This window comes from Micromonospora sp. NPDC049580 (assembly GCF_040675595.1).
In the GTDB taxonomy this organism is placed as follows: Bacteria; Actinomycetota; Actinomycetes; order Mycobacteriales; family Micromonosporaceae; genus Micromonospora.
Genome location: NZ_JBFAPG010000016.1, coordinates 1 through 18,028, shown reverse-complemented (window position 1 = coordinate 18,028; position 18,028 = coordinate 1). Strand labels below are relative to the sequence as shown.

The 18,028-nt window shown below is 68.2% G+C and carries 15 protein-coding genes; 8 read left to right on the top strand and 7 right to left on the bottom strand.

From position 1 onward, the window contains the following. Nucleotide 1: 1 nt before the first annotated feature. The 4 genes from AB0J68_RS02845 to AB0J68_RS02830 form a co-directional block, all read right to left on the bottom strand. Nucleotides 2–1,612 (bottom strand): protein kinase, encoded by a 1,611-nt coding sequence (locus AB0J68_RS02845; RefSeq protein WP_363935715.1) that lies wholly within the window; start codon nt 1,610–1,612, stop codon nt 2–4. A gap of 148 nt (nt 1,613–1,760) precedes the next feature. Beyond that, the gene (locus AB0J68_RS02840) at nt 1,761–4,718 is read right to left on the bottom strand and encodes a type I restriction endonuclease (RefSeq protein WP_363935713.1); all 2,958 of its coding nucleotides are present in this window, start codon (nt 4,716–4,718) and stop codon (nt 1,761–1,763) included. 98 nt (nt 4,719–4,816) lie between these two features. Next, complete coding sequence (locus tag AB0J68_RS02835) at nt 4,817–6,025, bottom strand: restriction endonuclease subunit S (protein ID WP_363935707.1); 1,209 nt, start codon at nt 6,023–6,025, stop codon at nt 4,817–4,819. Then, entirely contained in the window at nt 6,022–7,983 is a 1,962-nt protein-coding gene (locus tag AB0J68_RS02830) for a class I SAM-dependent DNA methyltransferase (RefSeq protein WP_363935704.1), read from the bottom strand. Before AB0J68_RS02830 ends, AB0J68_RS02835 begins: the two co-directional genes overlap by 4 nt. A gap of 140 nt (nt 7,984–8,123) precedes the next feature. On the opposite strand from AB0J68_RS02830, the gene AB0J68_RS02825 reads away from it, so the two are divergent. After that, nucleotides 8,124–8,435 carry a hypothetical protein gene (locus AB0J68_RS02825; RefSeq protein WP_355138656.1) on the top strand — a complete coding sequence of 104 codons (312 nt, stop codon included), beginning with the start codon at nt 8,124–8,126 and terminating at the stop codon, nt 8,433–8,435. Further along, the gene (locus tag AB0J68_RS02820; RefSeq protein WP_363935701.1) at nt 8,432–8,833 is read left to right on the top strand and encodes a hypothetical protein; all 402 of its coding nucleotides are present in this window, start codon (nt 8,432–8,434) and stop codon (nt 8,831–8,833) included. The genes AB0J68_RS02825 and AB0J68_RS02820 overlap by 4 nt, the downstream gene beginning before the upstream one ends. A gap of 2 nt (nt 8,834–8,835) precedes the next feature. Here AB0J68_RS02820 and AB0J68_RS02815 read toward each other — a convergent pair whose 3' ends face one another. Beyond that, nucleotides 8,836–10,740, bottom strand: coding sequence for an N-6 DNA methylase (locus AB0J68_RS02815; RefSeq protein ID WP_363935698.1), 1,905 nt, complete (start codon nt 10,738–10,740; stop codon nt 8,836–8,838). A 102-nt stretch (nt 10,741–10,842) separates the two neighbouring features. Between AB0J68_RS02815 and AB0J68_RS02810 the strand changes: the two genes are divergently transcribed. The 5 genes from AB0J68_RS02810 to AB0J68_RS02790 all read left to right on the top strand — a co-directional run bounded on the left by AB0J68_RS02810 (nt 10,843) and on the right by AB0J68_RS02790 (nt 15,898). Next, a complete protein-coding gene (locus tag AB0J68_RS02810) occupies nt 10,843–11,403 on the top strand; it encodes a DUF4352 domain-containing protein (RefSeq protein WP_363935696.1) in 561 nt (186 codons plus the stop codon). An 82-nt stretch (nt 11,404–11,485) separates the two neighbouring features. Then, nucleotides 11,486–11,986, top strand: a complete 501-nt coding sequence (locus tag AB0J68_RS02805; protein WP_363935693.1) for a hypothetical protein — start codon at nt 11,486–11,488, stop codon at nt 11,984–11,986. A gap of 67 nt (nt 11,987–12,053) precedes the next feature. Next, nucleotides 12,054–12,959 (top strand): hypothetical protein, encoded by a 906-nt coding sequence (locus tag AB0J68_RS02800; RefSeq protein WP_363935690.1) that lies wholly within the window; start codon nt 12,054–12,056, stop codon nt 12,957–12,959. Between the two features lie 81 nt (nt 12,960–13,040). Then, nucleotides 13,041–15,494: an AAA family ATPase gene (locus AB0J68_RS02795; RefSeq protein WP_363935687.1), complete on the top strand. Its 2,454-nt coding sequence runs from the start codon at nt 13,041–13,043 to the stop codon at nt 15,492–15,494. Beyond that, a complete protein-coding gene (locus AB0J68_RS02790; RefSeq protein WP_363935684.1) occupies nt 15,491–15,898 on the top strand; it encodes a hypothetical protein in 408 nt (135 codons plus the stop codon). The genes AB0J68_RS02795 and AB0J68_RS02790 overlap by 4 nt, the downstream gene beginning before the upstream one ends. 48 nt (nt 15,899–15,946) lie before the next feature. Here the strand turns inward: AB0J68_RS02790 and AB0J68_RS02785 are convergent, their stop codons facing one another. After that, entirely contained in the window at nt 15,947–16,171 is a 225-nt protein-coding gene (locus AB0J68_RS02785) for a hypothetical protein (RefSeq protein WP_363935682.1), read from the bottom strand. A 19-nt stretch (nt 16,172–16,190) separates the two neighbouring features. On the opposite strand from AB0J68_RS02785, the gene AB0J68_RS02780 reads away from it, so the two are divergent. Beyond that, a complete protein-coding gene (locus AB0J68_RS02780) occupies nt 16,191–17,378 on the top strand; it encodes a hypothetical protein (RefSeq protein WP_363935680.1) in 1,188 nt (395 codons plus the stop codon). Between the two features lie 64 nt (nt 17,379–17,442). Here AB0J68_RS02780 and AB0J68_RS02775 read toward each other — a convergent pair. Continuing rightward, nucleotides 17,443–18,028: hypothetical protein (locus AB0J68_RS02775; protein ID WP_363935677.1), on the bottom strand; the 586-nt coding region annotated here is incomplete at its 5' end.

The window sequence follows — 18,028 nt, the reverse complement described above, 5'->3', positions numbered from 1 at the left end:
CTCATCGCCCCTCACGCCGTCGGTTCGTCTCATCGGTCGCGTTCTCGCCGAGTCGATCGAGGTGCACCAGCAATGTCTCGATTTCCACCGCCGCTGGCGACTGCGACCCATACAGCGCGTTGACGTCTCGAAGCAAATCCGTGAGGTGGCGCCGAGCCCCGGTCACGTCACCGACCCCAGCAGCGAGCATGGCGACCTGCTGCCGCAGTGAAAACAGCTCAGGCGACTCAGGCGACAGCGCACGCTGCTCTTCGGCGAGCAGCGAACGCAGCTCGTCCAAGGCTGTGGTCGCCTCGCCCAACTCCGCCTGGCACACCGCAGCCTGCTGCCGGCACTGCCAGATCAGCTCCTGGTCGGGCACCGGGCGGGTCGCCAGGTCCGGAATGAGTCGCTGGAACTCTGGCAGGGCCTGCCGGAACGCGCCGGCGAGGACGTACAGGTTGGCCAGGTGGAGCCGCAGCTCCAGGATCCTCGGCTGCCTGGCGCCGTGCCCCTTCCTGACCGGCCGCAGGGCCGTCTCCAGCAGCTCGGCGGCCTGGGTGAACCGCTCCTCCTCGGCCAGGTCCCAGGCCCGCTCCGCGACCTCACTTAGCTCATCGATGGAGAGAGCCTCGACGACCTCCGGAGCGTTGCGGGGCCGCACGACGTCCACCCTGGTGGGTGCCAGTGGCACACGTGGCGGCAACGGCCCAAACGGGTACCGGTACGGCATCGTGGGGTCCACCGGTTCACCGCCCGCGACGGTCAGCGCCAGGTCGGCGGCCAGCTCACGCTCGACTGCCCCGAGGGGAGCCAGTAGCTCATACACCTCCGTGGCTGATCCCGGACGGTGCTGCGGGTCTTTGGCGAGTAGTTGCGCGACGAGCCGCACCAGCTCTTCGGGCACGCCCCCGCGGTGGTCCGCAACGGAGGGCACCGGGTCATTCATGTGCCGGTGCAGCATGCCGAGCGGATTGTCGGACCGGTAAGGCGGGTTGCCGGTCAGCAGCTCGAACAGCACACAGCCGAGCGCGTACAGATCTGCTCTCGGACCCACCGTGCTGCTCAACGCCTGCTCGGGTGCCATGTATGTAGGCGTGCCGAGGGTGTGCCCGGTGGCGGTCAGTCGCGGAACGTCAGCCGGCCCGAGGAGCGCGGCCACGCCGAAGTCGAGGACCTTGACCGCGCCGGTCGGCGTGAGCATGAGGTTCTGCGGCTTGAGGTCGCGGTGCACCAGCGAGGCGGCGTGGGCCGCCGCCAGCACGGAGCAGATCTGCGCACCGATCGCCGCCGCCCACGGCACGGAGAGCCATCCCCGCTCGGCAATGAGATCAGCGACGAGTAAGCCCGGCACCAGCTGCATGACGATGTAGATGTCGTCGCCCTGAACCCCGACGTCATGAACGCTGGGCACGCCCGGATGGTCGAGGCGGGCGGTGACTCGCGCTTCCCGGATGAAGCGTTCGACCGCGTTCTCCCGCTCGCTCTCTGGGATGGAGAGCTTGCGGAGGAACTTGATGGCGACCGGCCGGTCGAGCTTCTCGTCGAAGCCGGCCCAGACCTCGCCCATACCGCCGTGGCCGACCGGGTACGTCAGTTCGTACCGTTCAGCGACACGCTCCTGCGCCCGCATCAAGCCCCCAACGCATGTCGCGTCTCATTGCAGCAACCATCGATGTAGCTCGGATTCGTCACCGTACAGTTCGCCCTACCTATGGTTCTGAGGCGGAAAGCGGTTATCGGACGGAGACAACCGTCCTCCTTTCGGCGAGGGTGGAAGGTCAGGCGATGCCCTTGCGGCTGCGAATCATCTGGTACGCCTGTCGGCGTGCGAACTGGTTGAGCTGCGAGCGCAGGCTCTCGTCGTCCAGGTAGCGCTGCATCAGCTTGCCGTTGTCGTCGTGGCGGGACAGGATCACGTCCTCGATGCGCTTGTCGCAGACCACACCGAAGTTGCTCTCGTCGTTGACCATCGCAGCGGCTTCGAGGGTGCCGTCCTCGGCCAGGGCAACAATCTGCTGCTCGACCCACACCTTGTCGGCCTCGCCCAGCCCGATGCCGAACCGGTCGTTGAACGCGTCGATCAGCTCCGACAACACGACCTTTTCCAGGTCATGCTGCTTGCCCGCTCCCCCACCGAGGAAGCCGGGGAGCATTTGCTCGCCCTCGGGCGACAGCGACGCGTCGTGTTCGCCGGTCTTGCTGACCCGCAGGTGGGTCAGCTCCACCTCGCCGATGTCGACGGACGGGTCCTGCCGGCGGGGCAACCGGTTGAGCAGCGCCCGCCCGTACAGGTAGAGCCGTTCCAGATCCTCGTCGTGGTAGGGCACGACCTGGCTGAGGAATGCGTACATCCGGGTGTAGTCGCGCAGCGCGGACCGGAAGGTGTCGGCGGCCTCCGGGTCGTCGGCGGCCAGGGCGTTGAAGCGCTGGACGGCCGGCTCGGTGAAGCGGTACAGAGCAGCGTGTGCCCGTTGGAGGGCGGTGTCGGTGGTTGCCTTCTGCTCGGCGGCGAGCAAGGCGTCGGCGTACGCCTGCATCTCCGAGTCGACCAGCACCGGGTAGCCGGTCACCGCGTTCTGCGCGGTGTAGAGCAGGTTGGGGTCGGTGGGGGTGGTGGCGGCGGTCTCGAAGTACGGCTTGAACTGCTCGGCGATGTCGCCGGCCTCGTTGACGAAGTCGAGGACGAAGACGTCACCCTGGGCCTTGAGCGGGTGCGTGCGGTTGAGCCGGGACAGGGTCTGCACGGCGGCGACGTTCTTGAGCAGCTTGTCGACGTACATCGTGGTGAGCAGCGGCTGGTCGAAGCCGGTCTGGTACTTCTCGGCCACGACCAGGATCCGGTACTCGGTGGGCTGCTTGGCCTTCGGCGTGCCGGCGTACTTGTCGTCGACGGCGGTGTAGGCGAACCGCTCGGGCAGCTCGCCATCGCTGAACCCGTTGCTCCGCGCCTCGGTGTGCTCGACGCCGTCGACCTCCAGGTCACCAGAGAAGGCGACCAGGGAGTCGCAGCCGACGTAGCCCTGCATCTCGACGTACTTGTTGATGGCGGTGTGCAGGCGGACGGCCCCCTCGCGGGAGCCGGTGACCACCAGGGCCTTGGCGCGACCGCCGAGGCGCTGCGCCGTGTGCTTGCGGAAGTGCTCGACGACGATCTCCGCCTTCTGGGCCTGCATGGTGGGGTGCAGGCTGGCGAAGCGGGCGAGCTGAGCGCCGGCCTTCTTCGGGTCGACCTCCGGGTCGTTGGGGTTGGCGTTGGCCAGCTTCCAGTACGACTTGTAGGTCACGTAGTTGCGCAGCACGTCGAGGATGAAGCCCTCGTCGATGGCCTGCCGCATCGAGTACGTGTGGAACGGCTGCGGGTTGCCGGTAACCGGGTGCGGCGTGCCGAACAGCTCCAGGGTCTTCGGCTTCGGCGTGGCGGTGAACGCGAAGTACGACAGCGTTTCGTGCCGGCCGCGGGCCAGCGCCGACGCGGTGAGCAGGTCACCCGACTCGTCGACGTCGTCGCTGCCGAGCTTCAGCAACACCTTCTTTAACGCGGCGGCCGAATCACCGGACTGCGACGAGTGCGCCTCGTCGACGATGACCGCGAACCGCTTACCGCGGAGCCCCTGCACCTTGTCGAGAATGTAGGGGAACTTCTGCATGGTGGTGATGACGACCTTCGCCGTCTCGCCCTGGAGGGCGGCGGCGAGTTGGGCGGAGTCCTTGTCGATCCGCTGCACAACGCCCGGTACGTGCTCGAACTGGAAGACCGTGTCCTGCAACTGCCGGTCCAGCACTACCCGGTCGGTGATGATGATGACCTTGTCGAAGACCGGCTCATTGGGGCGCAGTGCCTTGGCCCGGGCGTCCTCGTCGAGGGTCGGCGCGGTGTGCAGGCTGGAGAGCCGGTGCGCCAGCCAGGCGATGGTGTTCGACTTGCCCGACCCGGCCGAGTGCATCACCAGGTAGTTGTGGCCGGAGCCGTTACGGGCTGCATGGTCGGTGAGCTGGGTGACCGCGTGCCACTGGTGGTAGCGCGGGAAAATCAGCGCCTTCGATTCCTTGTCGGTGTGCAGGAACCGCCGGACCAGGTCCATCCAGGTGTCCGGGTGCCAAATCTGCTCCCACAGGTAGGAGCTGCGATAGCCCGACGGTCCCGCCGGCGGGTTGCCGGCGCCACCGGAGACGCCCGGCCCGTCGGACCCGGTGTTGAAGGGCAGGAACCGAGTCTTGTCACCGGCCAGCTTCGTCGTGACGAAGACCAGGTCGGGGTCCACGGCAAAATGCACGAGGGTACGCCGCGCGAAGAGCAGTTCCTTCGGGTCGCGCGTCTCGCGGTACTGCTCCTTGGCGTCCTCGACGGTCTGGCCGGTGAGCGGGTTCTTCAGCTCGGCCGTGGCGAGGGGGATGCCGTTGACGAAGAGAACCAGGTCGAGGGTGTTGTTGTTGCTCGTCGAGTAGGCGAGCTGGCGGGTGACGGTGAGGCGGTTGGCACGGTAGAGCTTGAGCGCGTCGTCGGTGATGGCGTGGGCGGGCTTGAAGTAGGCGAGTCGAATCAAGACGCCCTTGTCCTTGACGCCTCGGCGGAGGACGTCGAGCGGGCCACGTTCGTCGATCTGCTTGGCGAGGTACTGAGCGAAGCCCCGCTGCGCCACGTCGGGGTCGTTCCCGTGGTACTCAAGCAGCTTCGCCCACCCATCCGGCTGCGTCTCACCGACGAACGCAAACAACTCGGCCGTATCCAACCCCACCTGCCGGTCGTAATTGTTCGATAGGCCGCGTAGCCACCTTGAGCCAAGCAATGCATGCTCGATGGCCGCCTCAAAAGAGTGTTCCTGATGCACCAGACTCATGCGTCCACCCCTCGCGCGGTTGCTACGTCGAGCTGACTGGTGACGGCCTTGGTGATCAGCGCAGCCAGCCTCTCAGCAAGCAGAGTGCGCTGGCGACCGCGGAGCTCCCTCTGTCTTTCAAGGGCCGAAAGTTGTGCCGAAGCTTGCTGGGCCAGGGCGCGCTGAACGCTAGTCGGATATTTTGGAACGCGAATGTTGCGAATATCAGGTAGAGAGAGTTGTGTTTTCGTCCCGCCATACTGGCTCGCAAGCAGTTCTTGCTGGACTCGCGATGAACTCATCACATAGGCGAGCCAGCGCGACGAAATTTCGGGCACTGGGCGGATAAGGCAGACGTGCTGGCTAACATAGGCGTCTGAGAGCGAACCTTCTGCAAGCGAAACCCACCCCGTGTTCGCTCCCGTGATGCCGACCAGGACGTCACCAGGCCGGATTCGGGCCCGGCTAGCTTCAGCAGACGCACGGAGCGGAGGTTGCACACGCACGAGATGAGATAGGTTCGGGCGGATTCCATCTCGTCGCAGGTTGGCGCTGCGGAAAAAGATCGCTCCTTCGTCTCGCACGTGGTCCGACCAGGAGCGTGAGCCACTCGTAGCAAGCGCGAGGTAGTAACCCAGACGGACCGTGGGAGCCTCCGCCTCCCATGCCCTATTCATGATTGCTACTCGCGACTCCGAAGCGAGGGCCTCTGCAGACGCAAGAGCAGCCATCAGACGCCTGAACCGCTCGACTTGATCGTCGAGGAAATTGGCTATGCGGCGCTGCTCCTCTAAAGCAGGCAGATCCATCCGGAAGCTGCCAAGGTCACTCGGGTTGATTGCGGGATAACTCACCCCCACAGACCGCGCTACCACATCTTGAACGAACGGCTCAGATCGGCAGAGGTAAAACAGGTAACCAGCGTCGACCCGTGGGCCAGCCTCTAGCACCGCAAAACCGGTCGAGAACACGAGGGAGTCATTAACTGCAGGAACTCGGCCGATTGCGCGGAGGTAGGTGCGCACCGTCGATACGACGGTGGCACCCGAGGGCCCGAGCCGACGAGCACGGGACGGAGCCGCGCTGAAGGTAGTGACAGATTCAGGCACTGTCACATTGCCAAGCCCATCGACCGCCGAAATATCGATATACCTGAAGCTATAGTTCGGGTCAGTCGTCTCAGGCAAGGACGTGCGATTTATCCGAACTACGTCTTTGAGTCTCATCTCGTCACCTCGCCGAGCAGTGCCTGGATTTCGGTTTCCAGCGCCCTAATCTCGGCATCGATCTCGGACAAAGGACGCGGCGGGCTATAGACGTAAAACTGACGGGTGAAGGGAATCTCGTACCCGATCTTGGTCTTTGAATCGTCGATCCAGGCGTCTGAGACGTGGGACAATACCTCGCGCTCGACGTAGTCGTGGATGTTCGCGTTGAGTGGCACGTTCTCGTTGTCTCGTAGGCCGGGGTCAGGCAGCGCCTCGCCCTTGCGGTCGGTCTGCACCTCGCCCTCCGGGTCGCTGACCGAGAACGCCTCCCACACCGCCTTCTCCACCGCCGCCGGCAGCTTCCCCAGCCCGTTCAGCCTCATCGCGAACTCGGCCCGCGTCCCGGACGACGTACCGATCAGCGACTTCGCCGCCGCCAGCAGCGACTCGCGCTCGGCGTACTTGAGTACCGCCCGCGCCTCCGCGAGCAGCGCGACCGTCTCCTCGGTAACCTCGAAGCTCAGTCGCAGCGGGCGCTCGACGGTGATCCGCTGGTAGCCGAAGTCGGTAGTCCTGAAGACCTTCACCTTGGCGTGCTGCGGGTGCTCCGGGTCGTCTGCGATGGACAGCGCGTCAACGTACGCCCGGGTCAGCTCGGCGATGTGCTCGTCGGTGAGCATCTTGCGCTTGTCGCCGAGGCTCTTGCGCATCTTGGACCAGTAGTCGCGGCCGTCGAGCAACACGACCTTACGGCGGCGGGCCGCTTCCTTGCGGTTGGTGAGGATCCAGAAGTACGTAGAGATGCCGGTGTTGTAGAAGAGCTGGTCGGGCAGCGCGACGACGCCCTCCAACAGGTCGTTCTCCAGGATCCAGCGCCGGATCTCCGACTCCCCCGACCCGGCGGCGCCCGTGAAGAGCGGCGACCCGTTGAAGACGATAGCCAGCCGGCTTCCGCCGTCTTCGCGCCGTTTCATCTTCGAAATCATGTGCTGAAGGAAGAGCAGCGAACCATCGTTGATCCGGGGCAGCCCGGCGCCGAACCGGCCAGCGTGGCCGCGGGCGTGCTCGGCCTTGATGAACGCCTCAACCTTCTTCCACTCCACGCCGAAGGGCGGGTTGGCAAGCATGTAGTCGAAGCGCTCTCCCTCGTGGCCGTCCTGGCTGAAGGAGTTGCCGAAGGCGATCTTCGTCGGGTCGCCGCCCTTGAGCATCATGTCGGAGCGGCAGATCGCGTACGTCTCGCCGTTGAGTTCCTGCCCGTACACCTCGACGGTGGCGTGCGGGTTGTGCTCCTGAATGTGGTCCTGGGCCTCGCTGAGCATGCCGCCCGTGCCGCAGGCCGGGTCGTAGACCTTGCGGACGATGCCAGGGGTGACGAGGTCGTCCTCGTCAGGGGCGAGCAACAGGTTGACCATCAGTTTGATGACCTCACGCGGGGTGAAGTGCTCACCGGCGGTCTCGTTGCCAGCCTCCGAGAAGCGGCGGACCAGGTCCTCGAAGATGTAACCCATCTGGTGGTTGGAAACGACCTGTGGGCGTAGGTCGACGTCAACGAACTTGGCGACCACCTGATAGAGCAGCCCGGCCTCGGCGAGCCGGCTGATCTGGGCGTCGAAGCCGTACTTCTCCAGCACGTCAACCGCGCCGGGCGAGAAGCCGCCGATGTAGGCGCGCAGGTTGAGGGCGACGTGGTCCTGGTCGCCGAGCAGCTTGCGGAAGGACAACTCGCTGGTGTTGTAGAACGACAGCCCGGCGGTCTTGCGCAGCACCGGGTCCATGTTCTGGACGCCCAACTCCTTGAGTTGCGCGTGCCGCGTGAGCACCGCATCCTTCGTCGGCTCCAGCACCCAGTCGAGCCGACGCAGCACGGTCAGCGGGAGGATCACCCGGCCGTACTCGGACCGCTTGTAGTCCCCGCGGAGCAGCTCGGCCACATCCCAGATCAAGTTCGCGAGCTCTTGGTGCTTGGTACTCACCAGGTTCCTTTCGATTGCCTTAAGTCAGGAGTATTGCTGCTGGCCGGCGTTGTCGGGGTCCCCCACTCGGCGGAGATGATCAACCGAGTGTCAGCGGGTCGTCGCTGACGGAGGATTCATACTTCGCTAGGCTCGCGAGTATGAGTCGGCGTGTGACGATCTCCGTCCCTGATGACGTGGCCGAGCAGCTGGATGCCCTCCCGGCCCGCCAGGTTTCCGCGTATGTCACTGAGGCGCTGCGCCGCCGTCGGATATCCGACGACATGCGGGCCGCTCTGCGGACGGCCGGGCACGGCGAGTTTCCGTACGACCCGGAGGGCGCGGCGCGACGGCTGGCCGCCCGCCAGGTGACACCGGAGATGCGCGAGGCGGCGATCGCCCGGGTGGCAGAGCTGCTGGAGCGTCCGGTCGACGAGGTCCGCGCCGACTTCGACCGGCCGAGTGCGGCGTGAGCGCACCGGTCTACGTGCTCGACACCGGTGCCCTGATGGCGTACGCCCAGGGCGTCGAGGCCGTCGGTGAGGCGATGGTGGCGGCGGCGGACGCCGATGCGACTGTTGCCGTACCGCTGGTCTGCCTGCTCGAGGCGTACAGCCTGCTCGACCACACCGAGCACGAGTACCTGGCGATGCTGCGTCGCAACCCGGCCGTCCAGGTTCTTACGCCGGCCCTGCACGTCGACCGGGCCGACGACTGTCCGGTGATCGGGGGCATGGCCCGGCAGACCGGCCGCCTCGGTGCCGGCCACGCGGCGTTCCTCGCGATCAGCAGTGCTGCCGGCCTCATCACGTCTCGGGCTGATCAGGTGCGCAAGGTGCTCGGCGACGACTGGCCCATCGTCGAGGTCTGAGATCACTGCGGGTCGTCCGGGCGGATCGAGCCGCGCGCCAGGCCGTCCGCAGTGAGTTGTGCCAGCTCAGCACCCAGCAACGCGGCCTGCCGGATCGCCGACTCGAACGCGTCGAGACGTCGGAACGCATTTCCGTGCACCCGCTGCTCGTCGACCGACAGCCGCCGCATCTGCGCCCGTCGAATGTCGAACCGCATGGTGCTCGACAGACTCGACGTCTGCTTCTCGTTCGCCGACGTGCGCAGCTGGCCAGCCAGAAACCACGGATCCAGCGCGGTCGGGTTGGGTCGCAACAGGTAGAGGTTGCGCCCCAACAACGCCCCCTCTTCAGTGATCACCCGAGGGATGAGCTGCCGCGCGATCACCGGCACCACCACGTCCCCCACAGCGAGGCGGATCTCCTGCCCGAAGCGGTCGTCGATCCGCCCGGACGCCGCCACCCCGGCGAGCACGTCCTGAACGGTGATCACCGGCGGCCCGCCGGGTGCCGGCGTGGAGGTGCCGGCGCGGACCGGCCCAATCAGTTGCAGAGCCCCGGTCTTCGCCAACTCCCCCACGGTGAGGAAGAGGCCGTCCGGCCCGTCGGGCGCCGGCGTGACCTGCGGTAGCAACGCCGGCAGCTCACCGACGATGGCGGCCAATCGTTCTCTGGTGCGTACCAGATGCTCTCCGGAAGCCTCGCCCACGACGGCCGGTTGCCGGCGCGCGGGAGTGAGGTCGACCTCCTCGTCGAGCAGCTCGATGACCGGGACCGCACGGGCGAACCCGGCCTCCTCGACATCGGAGTCCGGGGCGGCGGCGAAGGCCCGCCACGCGGCCAGCACGCGCGGGGCAATATCGGCCAAGTCGCAACTGGCCGCGTCGATCAGCAGCGCCCGCGCCGGTGGCGGCGCGTCCGTCGCAGCGCGTCGCAGCACCCACAAATGCAGCGGTACGCCGTGCGGTGCCGCCACCCCCGGCGGAAGCGCGATGACGGCGCGCAGGTGGCCTCGGCGCAGCAGCTCGCCGCGGATGCGTTTGCCGGCGCGGCGGCTGGCGACGGTAGGTGGCATCAGCAGGACCGCGTGCCCGCCGACCCGCAGGTGGGCCAGGGCGTGCTGTGCCCAGGCCAGTTCGGGTTCGGTACGGGGTGTGGTGCCGACGATCCAGCGGGGGTCGTGGCCGAGTTCCTCGTCGCCCCAATTGGTGGCGCCGAACGGTGGGTGGCAGACGACGGCGTCGACGGCGCGGCCGGCGAAGGCGTCGGCGCGCAGGGTGTCGCCGGCGCAGACTTCCCCGGGTACGTCGTGCAGCGCCAACCACAGGCCGGCGAGTTTTGCCAGATCCTCGTCGAGTTCCTGCCCGTACACGGAGGTGCTGCCGGCGCGGACGGCAGCTCGCAGGATGGCACCGGAGCCGGCGGCCGGGTCCAGGACTGAGCCGCCGCCGACGCTGGCGAGCCCGATCATCAGGTCGGCGAGGTCGTCGGGGGTGGCGAAGGGGCGGCCGGGCCCGGGTGCGGAGAACCGCTGCCACAGCTCGTCGAACGCGCCCTGCGGGCCCAGCTCGTCGGCGAGGGCGTCGACGTCGGGCAGTAGCGGTGCTAGCTGCGCGTCGGGGTTGCCGCTGCGGGAGCCGCGCTGACGGGCCAGCAGGAAAGCGCCGACGGCGGCGAGGCCGGCGGCCGGGGAGTCGCTGGCCGCGGCGAGGTGTCGCCAGAGCCGGTCGGCGGTGGCGAGCTCGGGGAGCTTGCCCTGAGTGCGTAACCACTGCTCGACCTGGATCAGGTCGAACTCCGGGCTCGCCGTCGTCCCGCCCACCGGGGCGGGGAAGTCGGGGTGCCGTTTACGCCAGTTGCTGACCGCAGCGCGACCGACGCCGGCGAGCCGGGCGATCTCCGCTGCCGTGATGGTCGGGTTCTCCTGCACGCCGAAAGTCTCGCACATCTGTCAAGCACGAGATTGTCTGTTGACAGTGTTGTCGGACGATGCTCTCATTGACCCCGCAACGCTCACTTCAGGAGGACAACGATGCGCAAGACCACCACTCTCGCTCTGCTCGCCACCGGCCTCATCGCCCTGGGCTGCGGCGCCGGTGCCGCCGACAAGGCGAGCGACTCCAGCAGCGACACCCAGGCGAGCAGCTCCAGCGGCGACGAAGGCGGTGCCAAGGCCGAGGAGAAGCCGGCGAAGACCGCGAAGATCGGTCAGCCGGCCCGCGACGGGAAGTTCGAGTTCACGGTCAAGTCGTCCAAGTGCGGCGTGGCCAAGATCGGCAGCGACGTGCTCGGCGCGAAGGCGCAGGGCCAGTTCTGCCTGGTCACGGTCAACGTGAAGAACATCGGCAAGGAAGCCCAGATGTTCGACGGCAGCAGCCAGAAGGCGTACGCGGCCGACGGCACCGAGTACTCCGCGGACACCGGCGCGGCGATCTACGCGAACAAGAACGCCGAGACGTTCCTCAACGACATCAACCCCGGCAACCAGGTGACCGGCGTCGTGGTCTTCGACATCCCGAAGAACGTCAAGCTCGCCAAGCTCGAGCTGCACGACTCGATGTTCTCCGGCGGCGTCGACGTCACCTTGGGCTGACCTCTCCCCCACCGACCGGGGCGGGCAGCCCACGCCCGCCCCGGCTGTTCACAGCCAACCTGTTCACAGGAGGAACCCGGTGATGACCGACCTGACCGCTCCAGATCCGAACGAGAGCCCCGAGGATCCCCAGCCGACCGCTGGCGCCTCGGCCAGCAGCCCTGAGGGTGACGCCTCCAGTGCGAGCACGATGCTGACCGGCAGACGTCGCTACCTGGTCGTTGCGGCGGCCGTGACGATTCTGCTGGCCGCGGGCACGAGCATCCTCTTCCTGACGCAGCGCGATTCGCCGTTGGAGGAGGCCCGACAAGCCTGCGGTGCCGGCAGGGACGACTGGGCGATGCTGGGCGACGACGGCAACTCCCTCACCCTGCGCAGCGTCGGCAAGGAGCGAACCGGCCTGAAGCTGGAGCAGTTGCAGTGCTACTGGACCGAGCTGGAAGTGCCCGACGCCGTCATTGCGGAGATCGAAGGCACGCGTGCGCTGGACGGACGCCAGTCCGGCGAGTGGGAGGACATGAGCGCCTCGTGGACCTACCACCCGGATGACGGCCTCCAAATGATCATCACCCTCTCGGACTGACTCGTTGCTCTTCGTCGCGGTTCGCACTCGGCCGCACCGCTGTCCCTCCCACGCCCTGGAGACGACCATGGCCCTCCCCCACCCGCACGCCACCCTCCACTGCTCGGCTGGGAGCTTCTACCTGCGTCGAGTCGTCCGCACCAGCGGCGCCCTGCTCACCACCGCCCTACTGACGATGACGCTCGCCTGCTGCGGTGATGAGCAGAGCCCCACCGCCACGCCGACGACGACCTCCCCGAGCATCTCCGCGTCTGCCAGCGCGTCGCCGACGGCGACCCCGTCGCCGGACCGGGACGGCGACGGCATCCCCGACTCCAGCGACACCTATCCCGACGACCCGAAGAACACCCCGCAGCAGCCCTCGGTCAGTCTCGAGTGCGACACGGGCAACGACTGGGATGCGCTGCTCACGGTGCGGCCCGGCAAGGACGGCCGGCCGGACTTCAGTGAGGTGTGGGCGGCGAAGCCGACGGCCTGCGACGCCCAGGCGGAGATCTATCCCGTGACCGATACCGAGAAGGCCGCGCTGAAAACGTCCAAGTACGAGGACGGCAACATTACGACCCTGTACGAGATGTGCGCCGCCGTCGACCCTGAGGACACGTACCTGGAGGCGGACTACGCCGCCAGCAGCGAGCAGATCCCGGAGATCAACGCGGCCCTCCTACTCTGTCCCACCTACCCGTACGCGAAGAAGTGGCGCGAGACGGTGAAGCGCGGGCAGGCCGACGTGGACCTCGCAGCCCAGGGTCGGATCTTTGGCGAGGGCACGTTCCGCGTCGGTAAGGAGATCAAGCCCGGCACGTACGTGACCACCGACGTCGACGGCTGCTACTGGGAGAGGCAGAACGCCTCCGGCGACACGATCGACAACTACTTCACCAACAGCGCCCGCCGGGTCCAAGTGACCATCCGCGCCTCCGACTACGCCTTCAGCTCGGAGAACTGCGGCGAGTGGCGCCCCGCGCGCTGACCGAAGCACCAACTTCCACCGCTCACCCCGGGCGGGCCGACGACCCGTCGGCCCGCGGACACCACACGCCTGGAGACGACCATGACCCAGCCTCCGCAGCCCACCACACCCCTGATCGAGCTGATCTTCGACCGACTTGCCGCCGCTGACGACGTGCCGACCGAGACCGCCGAGCTGGTCCTCGCCGCCCTCACCAGCGAGGACGACCTGACCGCCGCCCTCGCCGGCACCCCGACCCGGCTCGACACCCGCCTCCCTACCGACGACGGTCCGGCGGAGCGGATCTGGCTGAAGTCGGTGACCGTCGCCGGCTTCCGCGGCGTCGGCCCGGAACGGACCCTCCAAATCGACCCCGGTCCGGGCCTCACCCTGGTCGTGGGACGCAACGGCTCCGGCAAGTCCAGCTTCGCCGAGGCCGTCGAACTCGCCCTGACCGGTGACAGCGCCCGGTGGGCCGACAAGACAAGCGTCTGGCGTACGGGGTGGCGCAACCTGCACAGCCCGGACCCGTGCTGGGTCGACGTCGAGCTGCGCGTCGACGGGGTGGCCACCCCCACGCGGGTGAACCGTGCGTGGCCGGTCGGGGCCGAGCTGGCCGACGCCGAGGTGACCGTCACCAGCGCCCAGGGTCGACACACCGGCCTGTCCGAGCTGGGTCTGGCCCGCCCGCTGGAGCTGTACCGGCCGTTCCTCACCGCCGCCGAGCTGGGCAAGCTCGCCGCTGGCACGCAGAGCCAGCTATTCGACGCGCTCTTCGCGATCCTGGGCCTGGACGCGCTCACCGACGCCGACCAGCGTCTGCTGCGCGCCGCGCGGCCGCGCGACGCCACCATCAAGGAGGTACGCGCACAGCGCACCGCCCTGGCCGACGCGCTTGCGGGGATCGCCGACGACCGGGCTCGGCGGACCGCCGCCCTGCTGCGTGGCCGGGGTGCGGTCGACCTCGGCGCGGTGACGGCGATCCTCGACGAGCCGGACGAGGCGACCGCCGACCGGGAGGTGCTGCTCTGCCGGGAGCTCGCCGCCCTCGCCCCGCCGCCGGTCGACGAGGTGACCCGGCTGGCCGGCCAGCTGCGGGAGGCGGCGGCGGAGGCGCTGCGCTACGACGGTGGCCGGTCCCGGGCCGCGCTACGCACCGCCGAGCTGCTCCGCCTCGCCCTCGAACACCACGACGACGAGGGCGACGGGTCGTGCCCGGTGTGCGCCACCGGCACCCTGGACGGCGGGTGGCGTACCGCCGCCGCGCAGTCGCTCACCGAGCTTCGGCAGCGCAGCGTCGCCGCCCAGACGGCGACGACCCGGCTGACGGCTCTGCTGCGGCAGGCGCACCACCTGATCGACGACCTCGTGGTGCCCGAGGGCCCCGGGTCGGAGCCGACGGTCGGGGCGCTGCGTGACGCCGTGGCCGCGCTGCGGCGCGTACCCGGGGAGCCGGCCGAACTGGCCGACCACCTGGCGGCGCGGTACCCGGCGGTGGTGACCGCGGCGGACGCGGCCCGCGCGTACGCCGAAGGGTTCCTGCGGCAGCGCGACACCGGTTGGCGGGCCGCGGCGGCCGACGTGCGCGAGTGGGTGGCCGCCGCCGACGGGCTGCCGGCGCGGGAGGCGACCCTGACCCGGTTGAAGGCCGCGCGCGCGTGGCTGAAGGACGCCGGTACGCAGATCCGCAACGAGCGGGTCGCGCCGTTCGCGGAGCACTCCCAGCAGATCTGGGCGCAGCTGCGGCAGGAGAGCAACGTCGAGTTGGGTGCGATGACGCTGGAAGGCGCGAACACCCGGCGGCGCGTGGTCTTCCCGGTCAGCGTGGACGGCGCCGACAACGGCACGGCCCTCGGGGTGATGAGCCAGGGTGAGATGCAGGCGCTCGGGTTGGCGACCTTCCTGCCGCGTAGCTGCGCCCCGGAGAGCCCGTTCCGGTTCATCGTGGTCGACGACCCGGTGCAGAGCATGGACCCGTCGAAGGTGGACGGGCTCGCCCGGGTGCTCGCCGAGCTGGCCGAGCAGCGGCAGGTGGTGGTCTTCACCCACGACACGCGCTTGCCGGACGCGGTGCGCCGGCTCGATATCGGCAAGGCGCGAATCATCGAGGTGACCCGGGCGGAGAAGTCGGTGGTGACGCTGCGGCCCGGCTCCGACCCGGTGACCCGCTACCTGGACGACGCGTACGCGTTGTCGCGGAACGAGGAGATCCCCGCCGAGGTGCGCGGGCCAGTGGTCGCTGAGCTGTGCCGCTCGGCGGTGGAGGCTGTCTGCCACCGGACGGTCTGGCGGACCCGGGTGGTGCGGGGTGTTCCGCACGCCGACATCGAGGCGGCCATCGTGGACGCGTCGCGTCGGCTGGCCACCATCGTCGCGATGGCGGCGTTCGACGATGCCGAGAAGGGCGGCGAGGTGCTCGGCTGGCTCGGCCGCCGGCACGGAAGACGTGCGGTGAACGCGTACCAGGCGTGCCGGGAGGGCGTGCACGGTGCGTACCTGGCGGACCTGCCCGGCCTGGTCGCGGACGCCCGCCTCCTCGCGGCGGCGCTGTCGTGACCGCGCCGACGCCGCAGCGCTGCCTGGCGGCAGCCGACCAGTTGTTGCGCGGGTCCGGTCTGCTCGGTGCCGCGGCGGTGAGCGCCGGTTGGTGGCCGCGGGCCTGCGCCTGCCTGATCCGGCTCGCCCTGGAAGGCGGCATCGACGGCTACTGGCAGCGGGTCAAGCCGGCCGTGGCGGTATGCCCGCAGGGCCGCGCCAAGCAGTTGATGCTGCGCGGCCGACTCGGGCCGGGCACTGAAACCGCCCGCCGGGTGGCGTTCGCCTGGGCGACGCTCTCCACCGCCGCGCACCATCACTGCTATGAGCTGGCCCCGACGGCGGCGGAGCTGCGACGCCTGCACACCGAGGTGAGCACCCTGCTCACGCACCTCCAGCCGACCACCAGCACCACGAACCAATAGTTGCCCGTCGCCGTGGCGCTGCGGCCCCGAAGGCCACACTCGGTCTGTTCAGCCACTCGCCTCTGGACTGCTATGCGTGATGAGGTGGCGCTCCAGCTGAGCCGGTGTGCCCGCGTTGGCACCTGGTGTGATGTTCCCGTGTTGGTGCAGTTCGTCTTTTGTACGGGTCAGCCATTTCAGGGCATCGAGATCTTTCACGGTCCAATAAGCTCTGCCTTCCCATTGCGATTCGAGGAGGAATTGAATGTCCACTGTACGGGGGACTGCCGTCATCGCGGCGACCTTAGTAGCAATGACTGCCTTGTCGGGCAGTCCAGCTGCGGCCGATCCGCCTCAGTTGACAAACGAGCAGATCGCAGCCCTGCCACCCAACGAGCAGGGCCTTCTGCTGCAGCCGTTGCGGCAGATCGCCGATGCGGCCACTGCGGTCGGGGCTTCGTCTCACAGTGCGGTCTTCTCCGGTCTCGAGCTGGACGGGACGACCGGAACGGTCAAAATTTATCTGACGGATCTCGGCGCGGCGAAGGGATTCCTTACCGCGGTGAAGAAGACCGATCCGGCCATCGAAGCCGACCGGATCGAGTTGGAGCAGGGTCGTCACACCCTCGTCGAATTGAAGGCGGCGAGTGAGCGACTCATCGACGAGCAGCAGCGTACGGACCTGTCGATCGAGAGCGTGGCGGTCCCCGCCGACGGCAGTGGTCTGAGAGTGCGCGCCCGGGATGTCGTACGCGCCGCGAACGCGTTAACGCCGTCCGCCGTCGCCCGGCGGCCCGCCGCCGACCTCGTCGGCGTTCCTACCGTCGTCGAGCCGGCTCCCGCGATGGCCGACGCTTCGCGGCGGCGCGACACCCCGCAATGGATCTCCGGCGCGGCTCTGAGCGCGTCGGGAACGGCGCAGAGCGATGGATACGACTGCACGTCCGGCCTGCCCGCCCGGCGGAAGTCCGACGGACGATCATTTCTCATCACGGCCGGGCACTGCTTCGCCAACAGCGTGACGATCTACACGGGGTGGGAGAGCGGTGGACGTAACAAGATAGGCGTTACGACCACCCGTTCCGACTACTACGACGCAGTGGCGATCGACACCTCGTCCACCGGAACGACGGCGAGCCGGACGTGGGACGGAAAGTCGGGCAACTACACGGTCAACGACGTGACCAGTTCTGCTCTCTCCTACGCCGGAGACTGGGTCTGCCAAACCGGCTACACCTCCGGTGTCGTCTGCGGCATCCAGGTGACCACCAGTTGGCTTACCTGGGTGGGATCCAATGGCATCACCCACGGCGGCGTCGAGGGCCTGCAACGCGACGGCACCACGGCGGCCCGACCCGGTGACAGCGGCGGACTTGTATTCAACGTGAGTGCCAACGTCCGGCAGGCTCGCGGGGTTGTGAGCCAGGGTGGCGGCACGAAGATGAGGTGGACGGAGGCGCCGGCCATCTTCAACATACTCGGAATGTCACTCGCGCCCTGACCGAGGGCATCGACGCTCTCCCCGCAGGGCCCTGCAGTCGGGCTGGGCGGGGAGAGCATCGTGTTCAGCCCGGCAGTGCCGCTCTCAGCACCAGCGCGGCGGCCGAGGGCGGGAGCGGAACATCGAGAATCAGCTCCTTCCCGCGGTCTTCGACCGGGCCGAGCACCACCGCGACCTCGTAGCGGTCCGGCGTGGCCCAGATCTCAGACCAGGTCACTGACGGGCACAACGTTTCTCGCGGACCGAGCTGCTGTTCGTGAGGCGTGCCGGGAGCGAGATCGAACCCGTCTCGGATCGCGTCGACGCCCTGGCCACGGGTGTCCCCCGGCAGGTTCACCATCGGCCCTCCGCCGACAATCACGCCGTCCTTCAGGTAGAGCACCTGAAGGAGCGATGGCGGACTGGAGGCCACATGGACTGCCCGTGCGGCGGCGAATGTCACCGTTATCGCGGGGCCGGAGTCGCCATTCACCTTGGTTAGCGAGGACACTTCGGCCCTGAGGATGCCTCCCGGAGTTGAACCCGGGTGGTCGTAGCGGTCGCCGCAGACGTACACCGCAGGCTCTTCCCCGGTGGCGGTAGGCCTGGTGGAAGTCACCGGCCCCGGCGTGGCGCCCGTGCCGGTGGTTGGATCGCCGCCGCCGACGATC

Excerpts from the sequence above, each read along its gene's own strand:
- AB0J68_RS02805 (WP_363935693.1), top strand. The coding sequence starts at position 11,486 with ATGACCGACCTGACCGCTCCAGATCCGAACGAGAGCCCCGAGGATCCC.
- AB0J68_RS02825 (WP_355138656.1), top strand. The coding sequence starts at position 8,124 with ATGAGTCGGCGTGTGACGATCTCCGTCCCTGATGACGTGGCCGAGCAG.
- AB0J68_RS02810 (WP_363935696.1), top strand. The coding sequence starts at position 10,843 with ATGCGCAAGACCACCACTCTCGCTCTGCTCGCCACCGGCCTCATCGCC.
- AB0J68_RS02835 (WP_363935707.1), bottom strand. The coding sequence starts at position 6,025 with ATGAGACTCAAAGACGTAGTTCGGATAAATCGCACGTCCTTGCCTGAG.
- AB0J68_RS02780 (WP_363935680.1), top strand. The coding sequence starts at position 16,191 with ATGACTGCCTTGTCGGGCAGTCCAGCTGCGGCCGATCCGCCTCAGTTG.
- AB0J68_RS02785 (WP_363935682.1), bottom strand. The coding sequence starts at position 16,171 with ATGACGGCAGTCCCCCGTACAGTGGACATTCAATTCCTCCTCGAATCG.
- AB0J68_RS02795 (WP_363935687.1), top strand. The coding sequence starts at position 13,041 with ATGACCCAGCCTCCGCAGCCCACCACACCCCTGATCGAGCTGATCTTC.
- AB0J68_RS02845 (WP_363935715.1), bottom strand. The coding sequence starts at position 1,612 with ATGCGGGCGCAGGAGCGTGTCGCTGAACGGTACGAACTGACGTACCCG.
- AB0J68_RS02800 (WP_363935690.1), top strand. The coding sequence starts at position 12,054 with ATGGCCCTCCCCCACCCGCACGCCACCCTCCACTGCTCGGCTGGGAGC.